We start from the raw sequence: 14,906 nt of genomic DNA, 5'->3' as shown, positions 1-14,906 counted from the left end.
GACGAATGAGCATGAGCGACAACAGCCTGCGGCTGGTGTGGGTCTACCCCGACCTGCTGAGCACGTACGGAGACCAGGGCAACGCCCTGGTCGTGGAGCGCCGCGCCCACCAGCGCGGCCTCCAGGTCGAGCGCTACGACGTGCGCAGCGACCAGCCGGTGCCCACCTCCGGCGACATCTACCTGATCGGCGGCGGCGAGGACCGCCCGCAGCGCCTGGCCGCCGAGCGGCTGCGGCGCGACGGCGGCCTGCAGCGCGCGGTCGGCAACGGCGCGATCGTCTTCTCGGTGTGCGCGGGCTACCAGATCCTGGGCCAGGAGTTCATCAACGACCTCGGCCAGCGCGAGCCGGGCCTCGGCCTGCTCGACGTGATCTCCACCCGCGGCGAGGGCGAGCGGTGCGTCGGCGACGTCCTGGGCGACATCGACCCGCAGCTGGGCCTGCCCCCGCTGACCGGCTTCGAGAACCACCAGGGCATCACGCACATCGGCCCGTCCGCGCGCCCCTTCGCGCGCGTCACGCTCGGCCGGGGCAACGGCACGGGCGACGGCACCGAGGGCGCGTACAACGGCACGGTCTTCGGCACGTACATGCACGGCCCGGTCCTGGCCCGCAACCCGCTGATCGCGGACCTGCTCCTGAAGCTGGCCCTCGATGTGAACGCGCTGCCGCCGACGGACGACCGCTGGTACGAGGCGCTGCGGGCCGAGCGCATGTCGGCCGCCCAGCAGCCCGCCTGAAGCAGCCCTCCTGAAGCCCTTGCCGCACAAGTGAGCGGCCACGTCCAGCAGTCGGACGCCCGGTACGGCCCCGCCCCCTGCCGCCTATAGGGTGGCGGGGTTCCAGCCGGACGACGTGGTCCGGACTTCGGCCCACGTTGCAAAGGGCCCCTCTTGATGAAAGACATTCGGGCTATGCGCATTGGTGTCCTGACCTCCGGCGGCGACTGCCCCGGCCTGAACGCCGTCATCCGTTCGGTCGTGCACCGCGCCGTCGTCGACCACGGCGACGAGGTCATCGGCTTCCACGACGGCTGGAAGGGTCTCCTTGAGTGCGACTACCGCAAGCTCGACCTTGACGCGGTCGGTGGCATCCTGGCCCGCGGCGGAACGATTCTCGGCTCGTCCCGCGTCCAGCCCGCGCATCTGCGCGACGGCGTGGAGCGGGCCAAGGGCCACGTCCAGGACCTCGGCCTCGACGCGATCATCCCGATCGGCGGAGAGGGCACGCTCAAGGCGGCCCGCCTCCTGTCCGACGGCGGGCTCCCCATCGTCGGCGTACCGAAGACGATCGACAACGACATCGCCGTCACCGACGTCACCTTCGGCTTCGACACGGCCGTCGGCGTCGCCACCGAGGCGCTCGACCGTCTCAAGACGACCGCCGAGTCCCACCAGCGCGTCCTGATCGTCGAGGTCATGGGCCGCCACACCGGCTGGATCGCGCTGCACTCGGGCATGGCCGCGGGCGCGCACGCCATCGTCGTGCCGGAGCGCCCCTTCGACATCGAGGAGCTGACCGCGAAGGTCGGCGAGCGCTTCTCCGCGGGCAAGAAGTTCGCCATCGTCGTGGCCGCCGAGGGCGCCAAGCCGGCGCCCGGCTCCATGGAGTTCGACGAGGGCGTCAAGGACATGTACGGCCACGAGCGCTTCGCCGGCATCGCCACGCGGCTCTCCGGCGAGCTGGAGCAGCGCCTTGGCAAGGAGGCGCGTCCGGTGATCCTCGGGCACGTCCAGCGCGGCGGCACCCCCACCGCGTACGACCGGGTGCTCGCCACGCGCTTCGGCTGGCACGCCGTGGAGGCCGTGCACCGCGGCGAGTTCGGCAAGATGACGGCGCTGCGCGGCACGGACATCACGATGGTCCCGCTCGCCAAGGCGGTCGAGACGCTGAAGACGGTGCCGGACGAGCGGTACGCCGAGGCGGAGTGCGTGCTGTAACGCTCCGCTGGATGTGCCGCACACGGCCGTCACGCACCAGCGGGTGCGTCGTGGCTGGTCGCGCAGTTCCCCGCGCCCCTTCGGGCGCGAACGGCCCCCGGACGCCGACGCGTCCGGGGGCCGTTCTAGTCTGGTGCGGACACACAACGCACAACCGCACGAAACAGGAGCCACTGGATGGATCACAGCGGGCACGGCATGAACATGGATCTGCCGCCGTTCACGCTGGGGCGGGGTCTTGAACTCTCGGCCGACCCCTTTTTCCTCATCGGCAGCCTGGTGGCCCTGGCCCTCTACGGCTGGGGCGTGACACGGCTCGTACGGCGCGGCGACAAGTGGCCGGTGGGCCGCACGCTGTCCTTCGTGGCGGGCGTCCTCACCGTCCTGCTCGTGATGTGCACCAAGCTGAACGACTACGGCATGGTCATGTTCAGCGTGCACATGGTGCAGCACATGATCATCAGCATGCTCTCGCCGATCCTGATCCTGATGGGCGCCCCGATCACCCTCGCCCTGCGCGCCCTGCCGGTCGCGGGCAAGGGCCGCAAGGGCCCCCGCGAGTGGCTGCTGTGGGTGCTGCACAGCCGGTACATGCGGATCATCACGCACCCCGCGTTCACCATCCCGCTGTTCATCGCGAGCCTGTACGCGCTGTACTTCACGCCGATCTTCGACACCCTGATGGGCTCGAAGGCGGGCCACATCGGGATGATGGTGCACTTCCTCGCGGTCGGCCTGGTCTTCTTCTGGCCGATCATGGGCGTCGACCCCGGGCCGCACCGGCCCGGCCACATCATGCGGATGCTGGAGCTCTTCGCGGGCATGCCCTTCCACGCGTTCTTCGGCATCGCCCTGATGATGGCGTCCGAGCCGATGATCGGCACCTACAAGAACCCGCCCGCATCCCTCGGCATCGACGCACTGGCTGATCAGAGCGCCGCGGGCGGCATCGCCTGGGCGTTCAGCGAGGTGCCATCGGTGCTTGTGCTGCTCGCGCTGCTCTTCCAGTGGTACCGCTCCGAACAGCGCCAGGCACGGCGTACGGACAGGGCCGCGGACCGTGACGGGGACAAGGAGCTGGAGGCGTACAACGCCTATCTGGCCTCACTGGCAGCGCGCGGGCGCTAGCGGCGAAGGGTCATCGCGGGTCAGGATGGTCTCAGGCCGCGGTCTTGGCGTCGAGGCGCCGGGGCTGCCGGGAGGAGGCAGGGCTATGCCTGGTTCGACGAAGACGATGGGCGTGTTCACCATCGGCGGTCTGGTCGCGGTGACGGCCTACAGCGTGGCGCTCGGGAGCAACGGCTGGCTGTGGTTCGGCTGGGTCGTGATCGGGATGCTCACCCTGGCGATGGTGCTGTCGCGCAGCACACCCTGAGGGGCGCCGCGCGACAGCGGCAGGACGACGTGCGGGGCGGCGTCAGAAGCGGAAGAGGTTGCCCGTCGAGTACGCCATCGTGCAGGCGTTGTCGTACGTCTTGCGCCAGCCGACCGGGCGCCCGCGGTACGTTCCGCTCGCGCTGACGGTGACCGGCGCGTACTGCCTGGTGCAGATCCCCGACTCCGCGGGCAGCGCCTCCAAGTCGCCGCCCGCCTTCTCGATCGCCGCGCAGGCCTTCGCCGCGAGCGGATGACGGCCGGACGGCTCGGGCTCACACTTCAGCAGCACGCCGCGGATCCAGCTGTTGTCGCCCCCGGAGACGGTCAGGAAGAGGCCGCTGCTCGGCGGCGGCAGCTCGGCCGCGTACGCGGGGGCCGCCGCGGAGAGCGCAATCAGCGCGGCCGCGGTCGTGGCGAGCGGGCGCAAGCGGGACGTGGGACGGGACCTCATGGGGACCTCCTGGGACGGTGGTGCGCTGCGGCGCCGGAGAGATCCCAGGCCACCTCCGCCACCGGCGCCCGCCAAGGGGACACGCCGGTCCCTCGCCCGTACGAGTGCGGCACGTGGCCCGGATGGACCGCCCGTCAGTCACTCGGGTACCCGTGTGCCCTCGCCGTTCTCCAGATCGGCGTGGAACTTCATCGCGACCGGCACGGGCGCCTCCTGCCCCGATGTACCGGGTCCCCTCCGGTACGTCCCTGATGTGCTCTTGCAGGCTGCCCGTGAGCCGTGGCGTGCTGATCACGGTGCGGTCGTACGCGGACGTCGAGCGCGACACGGCCGCGTGGCACGGATGTTCGCCGCCGGGTCGCTGTGGCCGGTCAACGACGAGGCGCCGCGCGACGTGGAGGCGCTCGACCTGTTTCGGTCCCTTCTCCCGTTCAGGTCAACACACCGTGGAGCGGGGGTAGTTACACCGGGCGGCGCCGCACCTACACTAACCGCTGCGAGAAGACCAGTGACCTGCGACGACGCAGCGCCAGGCCGGTCCGCAGAAGTGAGGAGCAGCCGGGTGTTCTATTACCTTCTCAAGTACGTCGTGCTCGGGCCGCTGCTGCGGCTGATGTTCCGGCCGCGCATCGAGGGTCTTGAGCACGTACCGGAGACCGGTGCGGCGATCGTCGCGGGCAACCACCTCTCGTTCTCGGACCACTTCCTGATGCCCGCCATCATCAAGCGGCGGATCACGTTCCTTGCGAAGGCCGAGTACTTCACCGGGCCCGGCATCCGCGGCCGCCTCACCGCCGCGTTCTTCCACAGCGTCGGGCAGATCCCGGTGGACCGCTCCGGCAAGGAGGCGGGCCAGGCCGCGATCCGCGAGGGCCTCGGAGTGCTGCGCAAGGGCGAGCTGCTCGGCATCTACCCGGAGGGCACCCGCTCGCACGACGGCCGCCTCTACAAGGGCAAGGTCGGCGTCGCCGCGATGGCCCTGAAGGCGCAGGTGCAGGTGATCCCGTGCGCGATGATCGGCACGTTCGAGGCGCAGCCGCCGGGCCAGAAGGTGCCCAACTTCCAGCGCGTCACGATCCGCTTCGGGGCGCCTCTGGACTTCTCGCGCTATGCGGGCATGGAGAACGAGAAGGCGGTGCTTCGCGCCGTGACGGACGAGATCATGTACGCCATCCTCGGGCTCTCCGACCAGGAGTACGTCGACAAGTACGCCGCCGTCGTGAAGGCGGAGGAGGCCGAGCGGGCCGCCGCGGCGGGCAAGCGGAAGTTTCCCCGGATGCCGCTGAGTTGATCTCCTGACGTACGGTCTGCCCATGAGCGAACACACCCAATACACCAAGCTGATCGGACTCCTTGAGGAGCGGGGCGCGACGTACCGCGTCATCGAGCACGAGGCGGAAGGTGCCACGGAGGCGGTGAGCGCGCTGCGCGGCAACACCCTCCAGCAGGCCGCGAAGTGCATCGTGGTGATGGTGAAGATCGGCAAGAAGACGAAGCGGTACGTGCTCGCGGTGGTGCCCGGTGACCGCCGCGTCGATCTGAACGCGGTCAAGCAGCTGCTCGGCGGGACGTACGCCGGGTTCGCCACGCAGGAGGTGGCGGAGCGGCTCGCGGGCAGCCTGAGCGGCACGATCCTGCCGTTCTCCTTCGACCCCGAGCTCGAACTGGTCGTGGATCCGGCGCTTCTCGCCCACGACGAGATCTTCTTCAACGCGGCCCGCCTCGACCGTTCGCTCGCGCTGCGGACCGCGGACTACGAGGCGATCGCCGAGCCGCGCACGGCCGCGATCGCGCAAGAGGCGGCATAGCGGACGGCATGGCGAAGGGGGCGACCGGATGATCCCGGTCGCCCCCCGTGCTCAGCCGCCTAGCGGCTGACCGCCATTACGGCTTGGGCGTGGCGTGCGGAGCGCACGTCACGTCCTTGCTGTCCAGCTTGCCGGTCAGCAGGTACGCCTCGACACGGTCGTTGAGGCACGGGTTGACCAGGTTCGTGATGCCGTGCGAGCCGGCGTCCTTCTCCGTGATCAGACGCGAACCCTTGAACCGCTTGTGCAGCTCGACCGCACCCTCGTACGGCGTGGCCGCGTCGCGGGTGGCCTGGGCGATCAGGACGGGCGGCAGGCCCTTGCCGGACTTGACCTCGACCGGCTCGTGCTGCTTGCTCTTCCAGGTCGCGCAGGGCAGGTTCATCCAGGCGTTGGACCACGTCATGAACGGGTTGTCACGGTGGATGCGGGTGTTGTCGCGGTCCCACTTCTTCCAGCTGGTGGGCCACTTGGCGTCCGCGCACTCGACGGCCGTGTACACGGCGTTGCCGTTCTCCGACGCGATGTTGCCCGCGGTGTCCGACATGTCGGGGCTGGCTGCCTCGATCAGCGGCTTGGGGTCACCCGCCACGTACTTGCTGAAGTTCGTGGCGACCTCCACCCAGGCGGAGTCGTAGTACGGAGCGCTCTGGAAGTAGCCGATGAGCTCGGCGGGTCCGACGGTGCCGCCCAGCGGCTCCTTCTTCGCCGCGGCGCGCAGCTTGTCCCAGTTGGCGCTGACCTTCTCGGCGGTGTCACCGAGGTGGAAGGTGGCGTCGTACTTGGCGACCCACTTCATCCAGTCCTTGAGGCGGACCTCGAAGGCGACGTCCTGGTCGAGGTTGGCCTCGTACCAGATCTTCTCCTTCGACGGGTTGACCACCGAGTCGACGACCATGCGGCGCACATGCGTCGGGAAGAGCGTCCCGTAGACAGCGCCGAGGTAGGTGCCGTAGGAGACGCCGAGGAAGTTCAGCTTCTTCTCACCGAGCGCGGCCCGGATGACATCCAGGTCACGTGCGGTGTTCGGCGTGGTCATGTGCGGCAGCATCTCGCCGCTGCGCTCGGCACAGCCGGCCGCGTACTCGGCGGCGAGCTTGCGCTGGGCGCTCTTGTCGGCCTCGGAGTCCGGGACCGGGTCGAGCTTGGGAGCCTTGACGAACTCCTGCGGGTCGACACAGGAGATGGGCGTCGAGTGGCCGACACCGCGCGGCTCGAAGCCCACGAAGTCGTACGCCTTGGCCGTCTTCGCCCAGAGCGGCGCCTTGGTGACGACGCGGTTGGGGAAGCGGAGGCCGGAGGCGCCGGGACCACCGGGGTTGTAGAGCAGCGCGCCCTGGCGCTCCTCCTTCGTCCCCGTGCTGCCGATGCGGTCGACGGCAAGCTTGATCTTCTTGCCGTTGGGCTTGGCGTAGTCGAGCGGGACGGTGACCCAGCCGCACTTGATCGCCTTGTCCAGGCCCCAGTCGGCGGGGCATGCCTGCCAGTCGATGCCGGCCTTGGCCGCGCGCTGCGCGGCGAGCGCGACACCGCGGGCCTCTACGCCGGTCCGCTGGCGGGCGTCAGCGCTGGTGCCGCTCCGGCGGGCGTCGGCGCTGGCGACGGGCGCCATGATCGCGCCCGCTATGAGCGAGCCCGTGATGAGCGTGCCCGCGGTGCCGAATGCTGTGGTGCGTCTCAACTGGTTCCTCCCCCTGTCGATTTCCTGTCGATTTTCGAACAGTAGGAGGATCCTGTCGGTCATCGGGTTCAGTGCGACAGACAGGGCCGCTGTTTCTTTACCAATCCGATAGGCGGTGCAGGGAACTCCGCTGAGCGGATATGCCCCCGTTCACATCAGAGTGCGCAACGCCTCGTCGAGGGCGCGGCGCACGCGCAGCGCGTCCGGCGCGACGACGGTGACGAGGACGGCGGGACCGGCGAGCGGCATACGGACCGCCCCCTCGCCGAGCAGCGCGGACCCGGGCTTGTCCTGCTCGAACTCCGGCCGTACGACGACGAGTTGCCCGATGGCGCGATGCCCGGCGAGGGCGGCGGGCCCGTCCCATCCCCCGGGCGCGCCGGGCCCGCAGGACAGCTCCTGGTCGAGCAGCGGCCGACCGGCGCGGCGCACGGTGAGGCGGCTGGTGAGCCGCCCGGGCTCTTCCCCTGTCCGCCCGAGCACCTGCTCCTCCCGCAGCACCAGGCTCGCGCTCGCGGCGAGCTCGGCCCGCGTGGTGACGCGCAGCTCGCTGCCGCGTACGGAGATCAACTGCTCGGGCAGCCAGCACAGCTCGGCGTCGTCGCCGACCGTGATCCGTACGTCGTAGCGCGCGGGCTCCTTCGACTGGCCCGGCAGCGCCAGCGTGGCCGCGGCAGAGCCGACACCAAGGCGGGCCCCCGCGTGGGCGGCGGCCTCCACGGTCAGATGGTCGCCCCCGAGTGGCGCGCTCATCGCCCCGACTAGCGTGACATGGGCGCCTGTTCCCGCCGAGCGGGTGCGGCGCACGGCGAGCGGTCCATCGCCGTCGAGCATTGGCAGGTCGGTGCCGCCCCGCCCGTTGCCCCGTGCGCCGATGCGGGCGGTGGCGCGGACCCCGGAGGGCGCGATGGCGACGGTCATGCGGACGCGGTCCAGACGGCGTACTGCTCGCGCACCCAGGCGGCGACCGGCCCGACACCCTCCTCGGACCTCAACGACTGGAATACGACGGGAAGTTCGGCGCGCTGCGCCTTGGCGTCCGCCGCCATCCGGCCCAGGTCGGAGCCGACGTGCGGCGCGAGGTCGGTCTTGTTCACGACGAGCAGATCGGCGGTGGTGACACCGGGGCCGCCCTTGCGCGGAATGTCGTCGCCGCCGGCGACATCGATCACGAAGATCTGCGCGTCGACGAGCCCCTTGGAGAAGGTGGCGGTGAGGTTGTCACCGCCGGACTCGACGAGGATAAGGTCCAGCGGCCCGACCTCGTCCTCCAGATCCTCCACGGCCTCCAGGTTGGCGGAGATGTCGTCGCGGATCGCGGTGTGCGGGCAGGCCCCGGTCTCCACGGCGGTGATCCGCTCGGGCGGAAGCACGGCTTCACGCAGCAGGAACTCGGCGTCCTCGCGGGTGTAGATGTCGTTGGTGACGACGGCGAGCGCCAGTTCGTCCCGCAACGCCTTGCAGAGCGCGGCGACGGTGGCGGTCTTGCCGGACCCGACGGGCCCCCCGAGCCCGATCCGCAGGGCACGGCGACGCCCGTCGGGCCGGTGGGCGTCGGCACTGACGGCGGTGGCTTCGTCGTGGGAGTGATTGAGGTGCATGATGCGACTCCTATGGTTCAGCAGTTCATTTCGCCCTGTGCGGCGGCCACTTCAAGCCCCCCGGGGGGCGATGTCTACGACGCGAACAAGCGCACGGGCCACGCCGCATGAGCCTCGGCGCCCAGCTCCAGCAACGGCGCGGAAGCCGCGGGCAGCGCATCGACACCCTCGTCGACAGCGCATCGCGCCGCTTCCGCTGCTGCCCGAGCAACAAGATCGAGCTCAGGCGCAAGCCGGGCCAACACCCCCGTGGCGTCAAAGGGATCAAGGCTCAGCAACCGCACCGTCGCGGTCGCGGGCCCGCCGACGCATTCGTACGCGGAGCAGTACGCGGCGTCCACGGGATCCAGGCCCGCCGCCCGCGCGGCAAGGCCGAGGACGATCGGCTGGTGCGCGCCCTTGGGCCGGGCGGCGGCCAGTTGGTCAAGCGCGGGGTCGGGCCACGCCGCCCGCGCCGCCCGCATCATCTGCCGCCCGAGCCGCCGCCCGGCCACCCGCAGCGCGGGCGACGGCGTACGGGCGTCGGTGGCCTCGTCAAGGTCCAGCGGATCGAGCCCGAGAGCGGCGGCCGCCGCCAGCGCGGCGGAGACGAGCCCCGTCGTGTGCAGCCGCCCCCGGCAGAAGGTCTCCAGGCTCGCGGCCCCGCTGACCCGCCCCGCCTTGACGGCCTCCTCCGCCCCGCCGGAGTGCGCGTGTCCTCCGGCGGGAAAGCGGCCGTCGGCCAGGACGAGAAGCGCGGCCCTAGACATGACGTACCACCGCCATCAGAACAGGAAGTACCGCTGGGCCAGCGGCAGTTCGGCGGCGGGTGACGGTTCGACCAGCTCCCCGTCGATGGTGACGGCGAAGCTGTCGGGAGCGACCTCCACCCGCGGCAGGGCGTCGTTCTCGCGCATGTCCGCCTTGGTACGCCCCCGCGTGGAGCGGATCGCGGTGAACTCCTTGGCGAGGCCGAGCCGTTCGGGCAGCCCGTCGTCCAGCGCGGACTGGGTCACAAAGTTGACCGAGTTAAGACCGGGAGCCGTCCCCCGCGCACCGAACATCGGCCGCGGAAGGACCGGCTGCGGCGTGGGTATGGAGGCATTGGCGTCGCCCATCTGCGCGTACGCGATCTGCCCGCCCTTGATGACGACCTGCGGCTTGACGCCGAAGAACGCCGGGTCCCACAGCACGAGGTCGGCGAGCTTGCCGGTCTCCACCGAGCCGATCTCGTGGTCGATGCCCTGCGCGACGGCCGGGTTGATCGTGTACTTGGCGACATAGCGACGTGCGCGGCGGTTGTCCGCGCGGGCGTCCCCCGGCAGGAAGCCGCGCCGGCGCTTCATCACGTGCGCGGTCTGCCAGGTCCGCATGACGACCTCGCCGACGCGCCCCATGGCCTGCGAGTCCGACGACATGATCGAGATGGCGCCGATGTCGTGCAGGATGTCCTCGGCCCCGATGGTGGTGGGCCGGATGCGCGATTCGGCGAAGGCGAGGTCCTCGGGGACCGCCGGGTTGAGGTGGTGACAGACCATCAGCATGTCGAGGTGTTCCTCGACGGTGTTGACGGTGTGCGGCCGGGTCGGGTTGGTGGAGCTCGGCAGCATGTTCGGCAGCGACACCGCCGTGATCATGTCCGGGGCGTGCCCGCCGCCCGCGCCCTCGACGTGGAAGGCGTGCAGGGTGCGGCCCGCGACGGCGCCGAACGTGGCGTCGACGAAGCCCGCTTCGTTGAGGGTGTCGGTGTGGACGGCGAGTTGGGCGCCGGTGTCCTCGCAGACGTTCAGACAGGCGTCGATGGTCGCGGGCGTCGCGCCCCAGTCCTCATGGATCTTGAAACTGACGGCTCCGGCCCGGAGTTGGGCGTGCATGGACTCGCTGGAGACCGTGTTGCCCTTGCCGAGGAAGCCGATGTTGACGGGGCTGGACTCCATCGCCGCGAACATCCGCGCCAGGTGCCAGGATCCGGGGGTGATCGTGGTCGCCTTGCTGCCCTCGGCGGGCCCCGTACCGCCCCCGATGAGGGTGGTGACGCCCGAGGCGAGGGCCTCGTCGACGATGGTCGGCGAGATGAAGTGGATGTGGGTGTCGATGCCGCCCGCGGTGAGGATCTTGCCGTTGCCCGCGAGGACTTCGGTCTCCGGTCCGATGACGAGATCGGGATGTACACCGTCCATGGTGTCCGGGTTGCCGGACTTGCCTATGCCGGTTATTCGGCCGTCGCGGATGCCGATGTCCGCCTTGACGATGCCCCAGTGATCGATGATCACGGCGCCGGTGATGACCGTGTCGGGTGTGCCTTCGGCGCGGGTCGCACGGGACTGCCCCATCGACTCGCGGATGACCTTGCCGCCGCCGAACACCGACTCGTCACCGGAGCGTCCGGGTCCGCCGGAGCGGTCCTCCTCGATCTCGACGAGGAGGTCGGTGTCGGCGAGCCGGATCCGGTCGCCCGTGGTGGGGCCGAACAGATCGGCGTACGCGGCACGGGACAGCTCAGGCATCGAGGGCACCTCCGGTCTCACCGCGCAGGCCGGGCACGATGCGCTTGCCGGCCAGCGGGACGAGTTCGACGTCGACGGGGATTCCGGGCTCGAAGCGCACGGCGGTGCCGGCGGCGATGTTGAGTCGCTTGCCGTGCGCTGCCGCACGGTCGAAGTCCAGACCGGGGTTGGCCTCGGCGAAGTGGTAGTGGGAGCCGACCTGGATGGGGCGGTCGGCGGCGTTGAGGACGGTGAGGGCGGTGGTCGCGCGGCCCTCGTTGTAGGCGACGGGCTCGTCGGCGAAGAGGATCTCGCCGGGGATCAGCGGGTGCACCGAAGTCATGGCTCAGGAACCCCCGTCAGACGATCGGGTCGTGGACGGTGACGAGCTTGGTGCCGTCCGGGAAGGTGGCCTCGACCTGGACGTCGTGGATCATCTCGGGGATGCCGCTCATGACGTCGTCGCGGGTGAGCACCTTGCGCCCCGACGACATCAGTTCGGCGACGGTACGGCCGTCGCGGGCGCCCTCGAGAATGTGCGAAGTGATCAGGGCGATCGCCTCGGGGTGGTTGAGCAGCAGCCCCCGCGCCCTTCGCTTCTCGGCCACGTCGGCGGCCACATGTATGAGCAGTCTCTCCTGCTCGTGCGGGGTCAGTCGCACGCTTCCCACCTCACAGTCCTCGCTCCGGACCGTGCGGGGTCCGGCTGCCGCGGCCACCGCGACGGATATAGATGTAACACACAGGCATTGCGCTGGATCTTGCGCACCCCGGTTACGAAAACCCCTGGTGGCGTGGCGTCGCAGGCTAGTTGGGCGGAGTTTCAGCGAGGTTAACCAGTACTTGACCGTTCGATGACCGTCAGCTGGGCTCGCCCATACTCATCAGGCCCCGCAGCCCGTCCTGCAGCGCTTCGACCGGGACCTCCTCGAAGAGCGCCAGCTGGGCGGCGAACCCCTGGGCCGCCGCGATCATCGCCCGCGCCACATGGTCGGCGGGGATGTCGGCGCGCATCATGCCCGCCGCCTGATACCCCTCGACGATCTTCACCCAGGCCGACCGGACCCTGGTGTACCCGTCCCTCATGACGGCGGCCAGCTCGTCGTTGCGGAGAGTCTCCGCCCATACTTGGAGGATCAGCCGCGGGAAGTACGGGACCTCCCCGTCGGCCTCGCCCGTCCTCCGGCTGAGCACCTGCGTGAGCGCCCGGCCGACCAGCACGTCCGGCGGAGGCGGCGGCGTCTCCTCGGCGGCCGCCTCGAAGGTGCCCTGGATCCATTCCAGGACCTCCCCGACGATCGCCCCGATCAGCTCCTCCTTGCCCCGGAAATAGCGGTAGACCGCCCCGGCCGAGAGGCCGACCTCCTTGAGCACGTCCTGCATGGAGGTGGCATGGAAGCCATTGCGGGCGAAGCAGAGGGCGGCGCCGTCGAGGATCTGGCGGCGGCGTGCGTCGAGGTGCTCTTGGGATACGCGGGCCATACCACTCAACGTAAAACGAACATTCCTTCTTGACAAGCGAAGGGACCCGTCGCACAGTGAGGACATCCCGTAAAACGAACGATCCTTCTCTTTAAATTTTCCCTGGATCGACAAGCACGCACAAGCAGGCACAAGCAGCACGCACGAGCACGCCCGAGCACGCACCCCAAGAAGGAGCCCGGCCATGTCCTCCCCGTCCGCCACCACCCCGCCCCCGCAGGGCCGCCGCGTCGTGACGGTCGCCCTTCTGGTCTCCGCGCTCGTGGCGCTCGCCCTGTGGGCCTTCGCCTGGCCGGCGGCCAGGACCGCCCCCCGCGACCTGCCCCTGGGCGTCGCGGGACCCGCCGCGGCGACCGCCCCCGTCGAGTCGCAGCTGAAGGAGCGCGAGGGCGCTTTCGACATCCATCGGTACGCCGATGAGGCCGCGGCCCGCGACGCCATCGAGGACCGGGCCGCATACGGAACGGTGGTCGTGACACCGCAGGGGATGAAACTCCTGACCGCGACGGCGGCGAGCCCGGTGGTCGCCCAGCTCCTGCAGCAGGCCGTGGCCGGTCAGGCCCCGCAGGGCGTCGAGGTGACCACCGACGACGTGGTGGCCGCGCCGGCCGCCGATCCACGGGGCTCCGCCCTGGGCGCGAGCGTCCTTCCGCTGGCGATCGCGGGCGTCGCCGCCGGGTCGGCCGTGACGCTGCTCGGCCTGCGCGGCATGCGCTCGGTGGCCGCCCTGGTCCTGACCGCCGCTGCGGTCGGCGCGGTCGGCGCCGCCGTGACGCACAGCTGGCTCGGCGTGCTGACCGGCAACTGGTGGGCGGAAGCAGGGGCGTTGGGCCTCTCCGCCCTCGCGGTGAGCGGCACCGTCGCCGGGTTCGCCGCCCTGCTCGGCCCGGCGGGCATCGGGGTCGGCGCGCTGACGATGGTCCTGCTGGGCAACCCGTTCTCCGGAGTGACCTCCGCCCCGCAGCTGCTGCCCGAACCGGTCGGCCTCATCGGCCAGTTGCTGCCGCCCGGCGCAGGCAGCTCCCTGCTGCGCTCGGTCTCCTTCTTCGACGGCGCGCGCATCACGGGCCCCGTCATCACCCTCACCGTCTGGGCGCTGCTCGGGCTGACGGCCGTGGCGCTCGGCTCGCTCCGCGGCCGCGCGACCCCGGAGAGCACCGAGCCGACCCCGGCCCGGGAGGCGGTGCCTGCCTGCTGATCCGGCACCGCACACAGACGGCCGTACGCCCCCGCTGTAGCGGACGGGGGTGTACGGCCTTGGTGTGTTCCGCGCCCAAAGGCGGTGCGGCTACGAGGCGTTGGGCCCCCGGTGCTCCGCGGCGATCCCGAAGCGCTGCTGCCGGCCCGCGCCGGACGACGACGTGGAGTGCACCGACGAGACGGAGCTGACCACCTGCTCATCGGCTGCGTCCGGAAGCTCCTGCAGCCGCTCCAGGTCGGCGGCGGAGACCAGGGCCACGAGCGGCTTGCCGTGCCGGGTGACGACCACCCGCTCACCGCCGTAGACAACGCGGTTGATCAGATCGGCGAGCTCTGCTCGGGCTTGCGTCACCGGAATCTCGTAGGCCATGCCCCCCAGCTTAACCGCCACCCGCCCCCGCAGCGTCACGCTGCGTAACCTCCTTCGCACAGTACGGCTGAGCCGCCGACGAGAAGTCCGCACCGTGTTATGTGATCCTCAGTGGGGGAACCCGTCGCGCGTCCGGGTGCCGGCCATGCGACGGCCCCGGCTGAGCCGCCGATCCGCGAGAGGAGTGATCTGATGCCCGCGGGATCGAACAAGAAGCGCGAGCGGCAGTACGAGCACATCAAGGAGAGCGCCGAGCAGCGAGGTGAGTCCACGCGCCGGGCGAAGGAGATCGCGGCCCGCACGGTGAACAAGGAGCGTGCCCGCTCCGGCGAGTCGAAGACCGCCAGTAAGACGTCCACGCGCGACCGCATGTCCGCGTCGGAGCGCGGCGGACACCGCTCGCACACAGGCGCTGAGGGCCCCACCAAGGACCAGCTGTACGCGGAGGCGAAGAAGCGCAACATCGACGGCCGCTCCTCCATGAACAAGCAGGAGCTGAAGAAGGCGCTCGGCCGCTGATCCTGCGGCCGC

18 protein-coding genes are annotated in these 14,906 nt (G+C 70.4%); 8 read left to right on the top strand and 10 right to left on the bottom strand.

Features of this window, described 5'->3' with window-relative positions; all coding sequences use genetic code 11:
- The first annotated feature begins 11 nt into the window (after positions 1 to 11).
- From AB0O76_RS39655 to AB0O76_RS39640, 4 genes are all read left to right on the top strand, one after another.
- On the top strand, positions 12 to 740 hold the full coding sequence (locus AB0O76_RS39655; protein ID WP_365501827.1) for a glutamine amidotransferase: 729 nt from the start codon (positions 12 to 14) through the stop codon (positions 738 to 740).
- Between the two features lie 174 nt (positions 741 to 914).
- Positions 915 to 1,940, top strand: a complete 1,026-nt coding sequence (locus AB0O76_RS39650; protein ID WP_365501825.1) for a 6-phosphofructokinase — start codon at positions 915 to 917, stop codon at positions 1,938 to 1,940.
- A gap of 177 nt (positions 1,941 to 2,117) precedes the next feature.
- Positions 2,118 to 3,068: a cytochrome c oxidase assembly protein gene (locus AB0O76_RS39645; RefSeq protein WP_365501823.1), complete on the top strand. Its 951-nt coding sequence runs from the start codon at positions 2,118 to 2,120 to the stop codon at positions 3,066 to 3,068.
- Positions 3,069 to 3,153: 85 nt separating this feature from the next.
- Positions 3,154 to 3,315 (top strand): hypothetical protein, encoded by a 162-nt coding sequence (locus AB0O76_RS39640; RefSeq protein WP_167828718.1) that lies wholly within the window; start codon positions 3,154 to 3,156, stop codon positions 3,313 to 3,315.
- A 42-nt stretch (positions 3,316 to 3,357) separates the two neighbouring features.
- On the opposite strand, the gene AB0O76_RS39635 is transcribed toward AB0O76_RS39640, so the two are convergent.
- Positions 3,358 to 3,768, bottom strand: a complete 411-nt coding sequence (locus AB0O76_RS39635; RefSeq protein ID WP_365501821.1) for an SSI family serine proteinase inhibitor — start codon at positions 3,766 to 3,768, stop codon at positions 3,358 to 3,360.
- A 562-nt stretch (positions 3,769 to 4,330) separates the two neighbouring features.
- Here AB0O76_RS39635 and AB0O76_RS39630 point away from each other — a divergent pair.
- Both AB0O76_RS39630 and AB0O76_RS39625 read left to right on the top strand, forming a co-directional pair.
- Positions 4,331 to 5,059, top strand: coding sequence for a lysophospholipid acyltransferase family protein (locus AB0O76_RS39630; RefSeq protein ID WP_365501819.1), 729 nt, complete (start codon positions 4,331 to 4,333; stop codon positions 5,057 to 5,059).
- 22 nt (positions 5,060 to 5,081) lie between these two features.
- Positions 5,082 to 5,576: a YbaK/EbsC family protein gene (locus AB0O76_RS39625; RefSeq protein ID WP_365501817.1), complete on the top strand. Its 495-nt coding sequence runs from the start codon at positions 5,082 to 5,084 to the stop codon at positions 5,574 to 5,576.
- A gap of 76 nt (positions 5,577 to 5,652) precedes the next feature.
- On the opposite strand, the gene AB0O76_RS39620 is transcribed toward AB0O76_RS39625, so the two are convergent.
- The 8 genes from AB0O76_RS39620 to AB0O76_RS39585 all read right to left on the bottom strand — a co-directional run bounded on the left by AB0O76_RS39620 (position 5,653) and on the right by AB0O76_RS39585 (position 12,805).
- On the bottom strand, positions 5,653 to 7,257 hold the full coding sequence (locus AB0O76_RS39620) for an alpha/beta hydrolase (protein WP_365501815.1): 1,605 nt from the start codon (positions 7,255 to 7,257) through the stop codon (positions 5,653 to 5,655).
- A 150-nt stretch (positions 7,258 to 7,407) separates the two neighbouring features.
- Positions 7,408 to 8,178 (bottom strand): urease accessory protein UreD, encoded by a 771-nt coding sequence (locus tag AB0O76_RS39615; protein ID WP_365501813.1) that lies wholly within the window; start codon positions 8,176 to 8,178, stop codon positions 7,408 to 7,410.
- A complete protein-coding gene (ureG, locus tag AB0O76_RS39610) occupies positions 8,175 to 8,858 on the bottom strand; it encodes an urease accessory protein UreG (RefSeq protein ID WP_365501811.1) in 684 nt (227 codons plus the stop codon). The genes AB0O76_RS39615 and ureG overlap by 4 nt, the downstream gene beginning before the upstream one ends.
- Positions 8,859 to 8,932: 74 nt before the next feature.
- Positions 8,933 to 9,607 (bottom strand): urease accessory UreF family protein, encoded by a 675-nt coding sequence (locus AB0O76_RS39605; protein ID WP_365501809.1) that lies wholly within the window; start codon positions 9,605 to 9,607, stop codon positions 8,933 to 8,935.
- Between the two features lie 15 nt (positions 9,608 to 9,622).
- Complete coding sequence (locus AB0O76_RS39600) at positions 9,623 to 11,344, bottom strand: urease subunit alpha (protein ID WP_365501807.1); 1,722 nt, start codon at positions 11,342 to 11,344, stop codon at positions 9,623 to 9,625.
- Entirely contained in the window at positions 11,337 to 11,648 is a 312-nt protein-coding gene (locus tag AB0O76_RS39595) for an urease subunit beta (RefSeq protein ID WP_365501869.1), read from the bottom strand. Before AB0O76_RS39595 ends, AB0O76_RS39600 begins: the two co-directional genes overlap by 8 nt.
- 34 nt (positions 11,649 to 11,682) lie before the next feature.
- Positions 11,683 to 11,985, bottom strand: a complete 303-nt coding sequence (locus AB0O76_RS39590; protein ID WP_365501805.1) for an urease subunit gamma — start codon at positions 11,983 to 11,985, stop codon at positions 11,683 to 11,685.
- A gap of 199 nt (positions 11,986 to 12,184) precedes the next feature.
- Entirely contained in the window at positions 12,185 to 12,805 is a 621-nt protein-coding gene (locus AB0O76_RS39585) for a TetR/AcrR family transcriptional regulator (protein WP_365501803.1), read from the bottom strand.
- A 184-nt stretch (positions 12,806 to 12,989) separates the two neighbouring features.
- On the opposite strand from AB0O76_RS39585, the gene AB0O76_RS39580 reads away from it, so the two are divergent.
- Complete coding sequence (locus tag AB0O76_RS39580; RefSeq protein WP_365501801.1) at positions 12,990 to 14,003, top strand: ABC transporter permease; 1,014 nt, start codon at positions 12,990 to 12,992, stop codon at positions 14,001 to 14,003.
- 90 nt (positions 14,004 to 14,093) lie between these two features.
- Here the strand turns inward: AB0O76_RS39580 and AB0O76_RS39575 are convergent, their stop codons facing one another.
- Positions 14,094 to 14,375, bottom strand: a complete 282-nt coding sequence (locus tag AB0O76_RS39575; RefSeq protein WP_365501799.1) for a type II toxin-antitoxin system Phd/YefM family antitoxin — start codon at positions 14,373 to 14,375, stop codon at positions 14,094 to 14,096.
- A gap of 192 nt (positions 14,376 to 14,567) precedes the next feature.
- On the opposite strand from AB0O76_RS39575, the gene AB0O76_RS39570 reads away from it, so the two are divergent.
- A complete protein-coding gene (locus tag AB0O76_RS39570) occupies positions 14,568 to 14,894 on the top strand; it encodes a plasmid stabilization protein (RefSeq protein WP_365501797.1) in 327 nt (108 codons plus the stop codon).
- Positions 14,895 to 14,906: the final 12 nt, after the last annotated feature.

The sequence above is a fragment of the Streptomyces sp. NPDC086554 genome (assembly GCF_040686095.1).
GTDB lineage: Bacteria > Actinomycetota > Actinomycetes > Streptomycetales > Streptomycetaceae > Streptomyces.
Note: the sequence above shows the minus strand (reverse complement) of the source record. Positions and strands in the feature narration are given on the sequence as shown.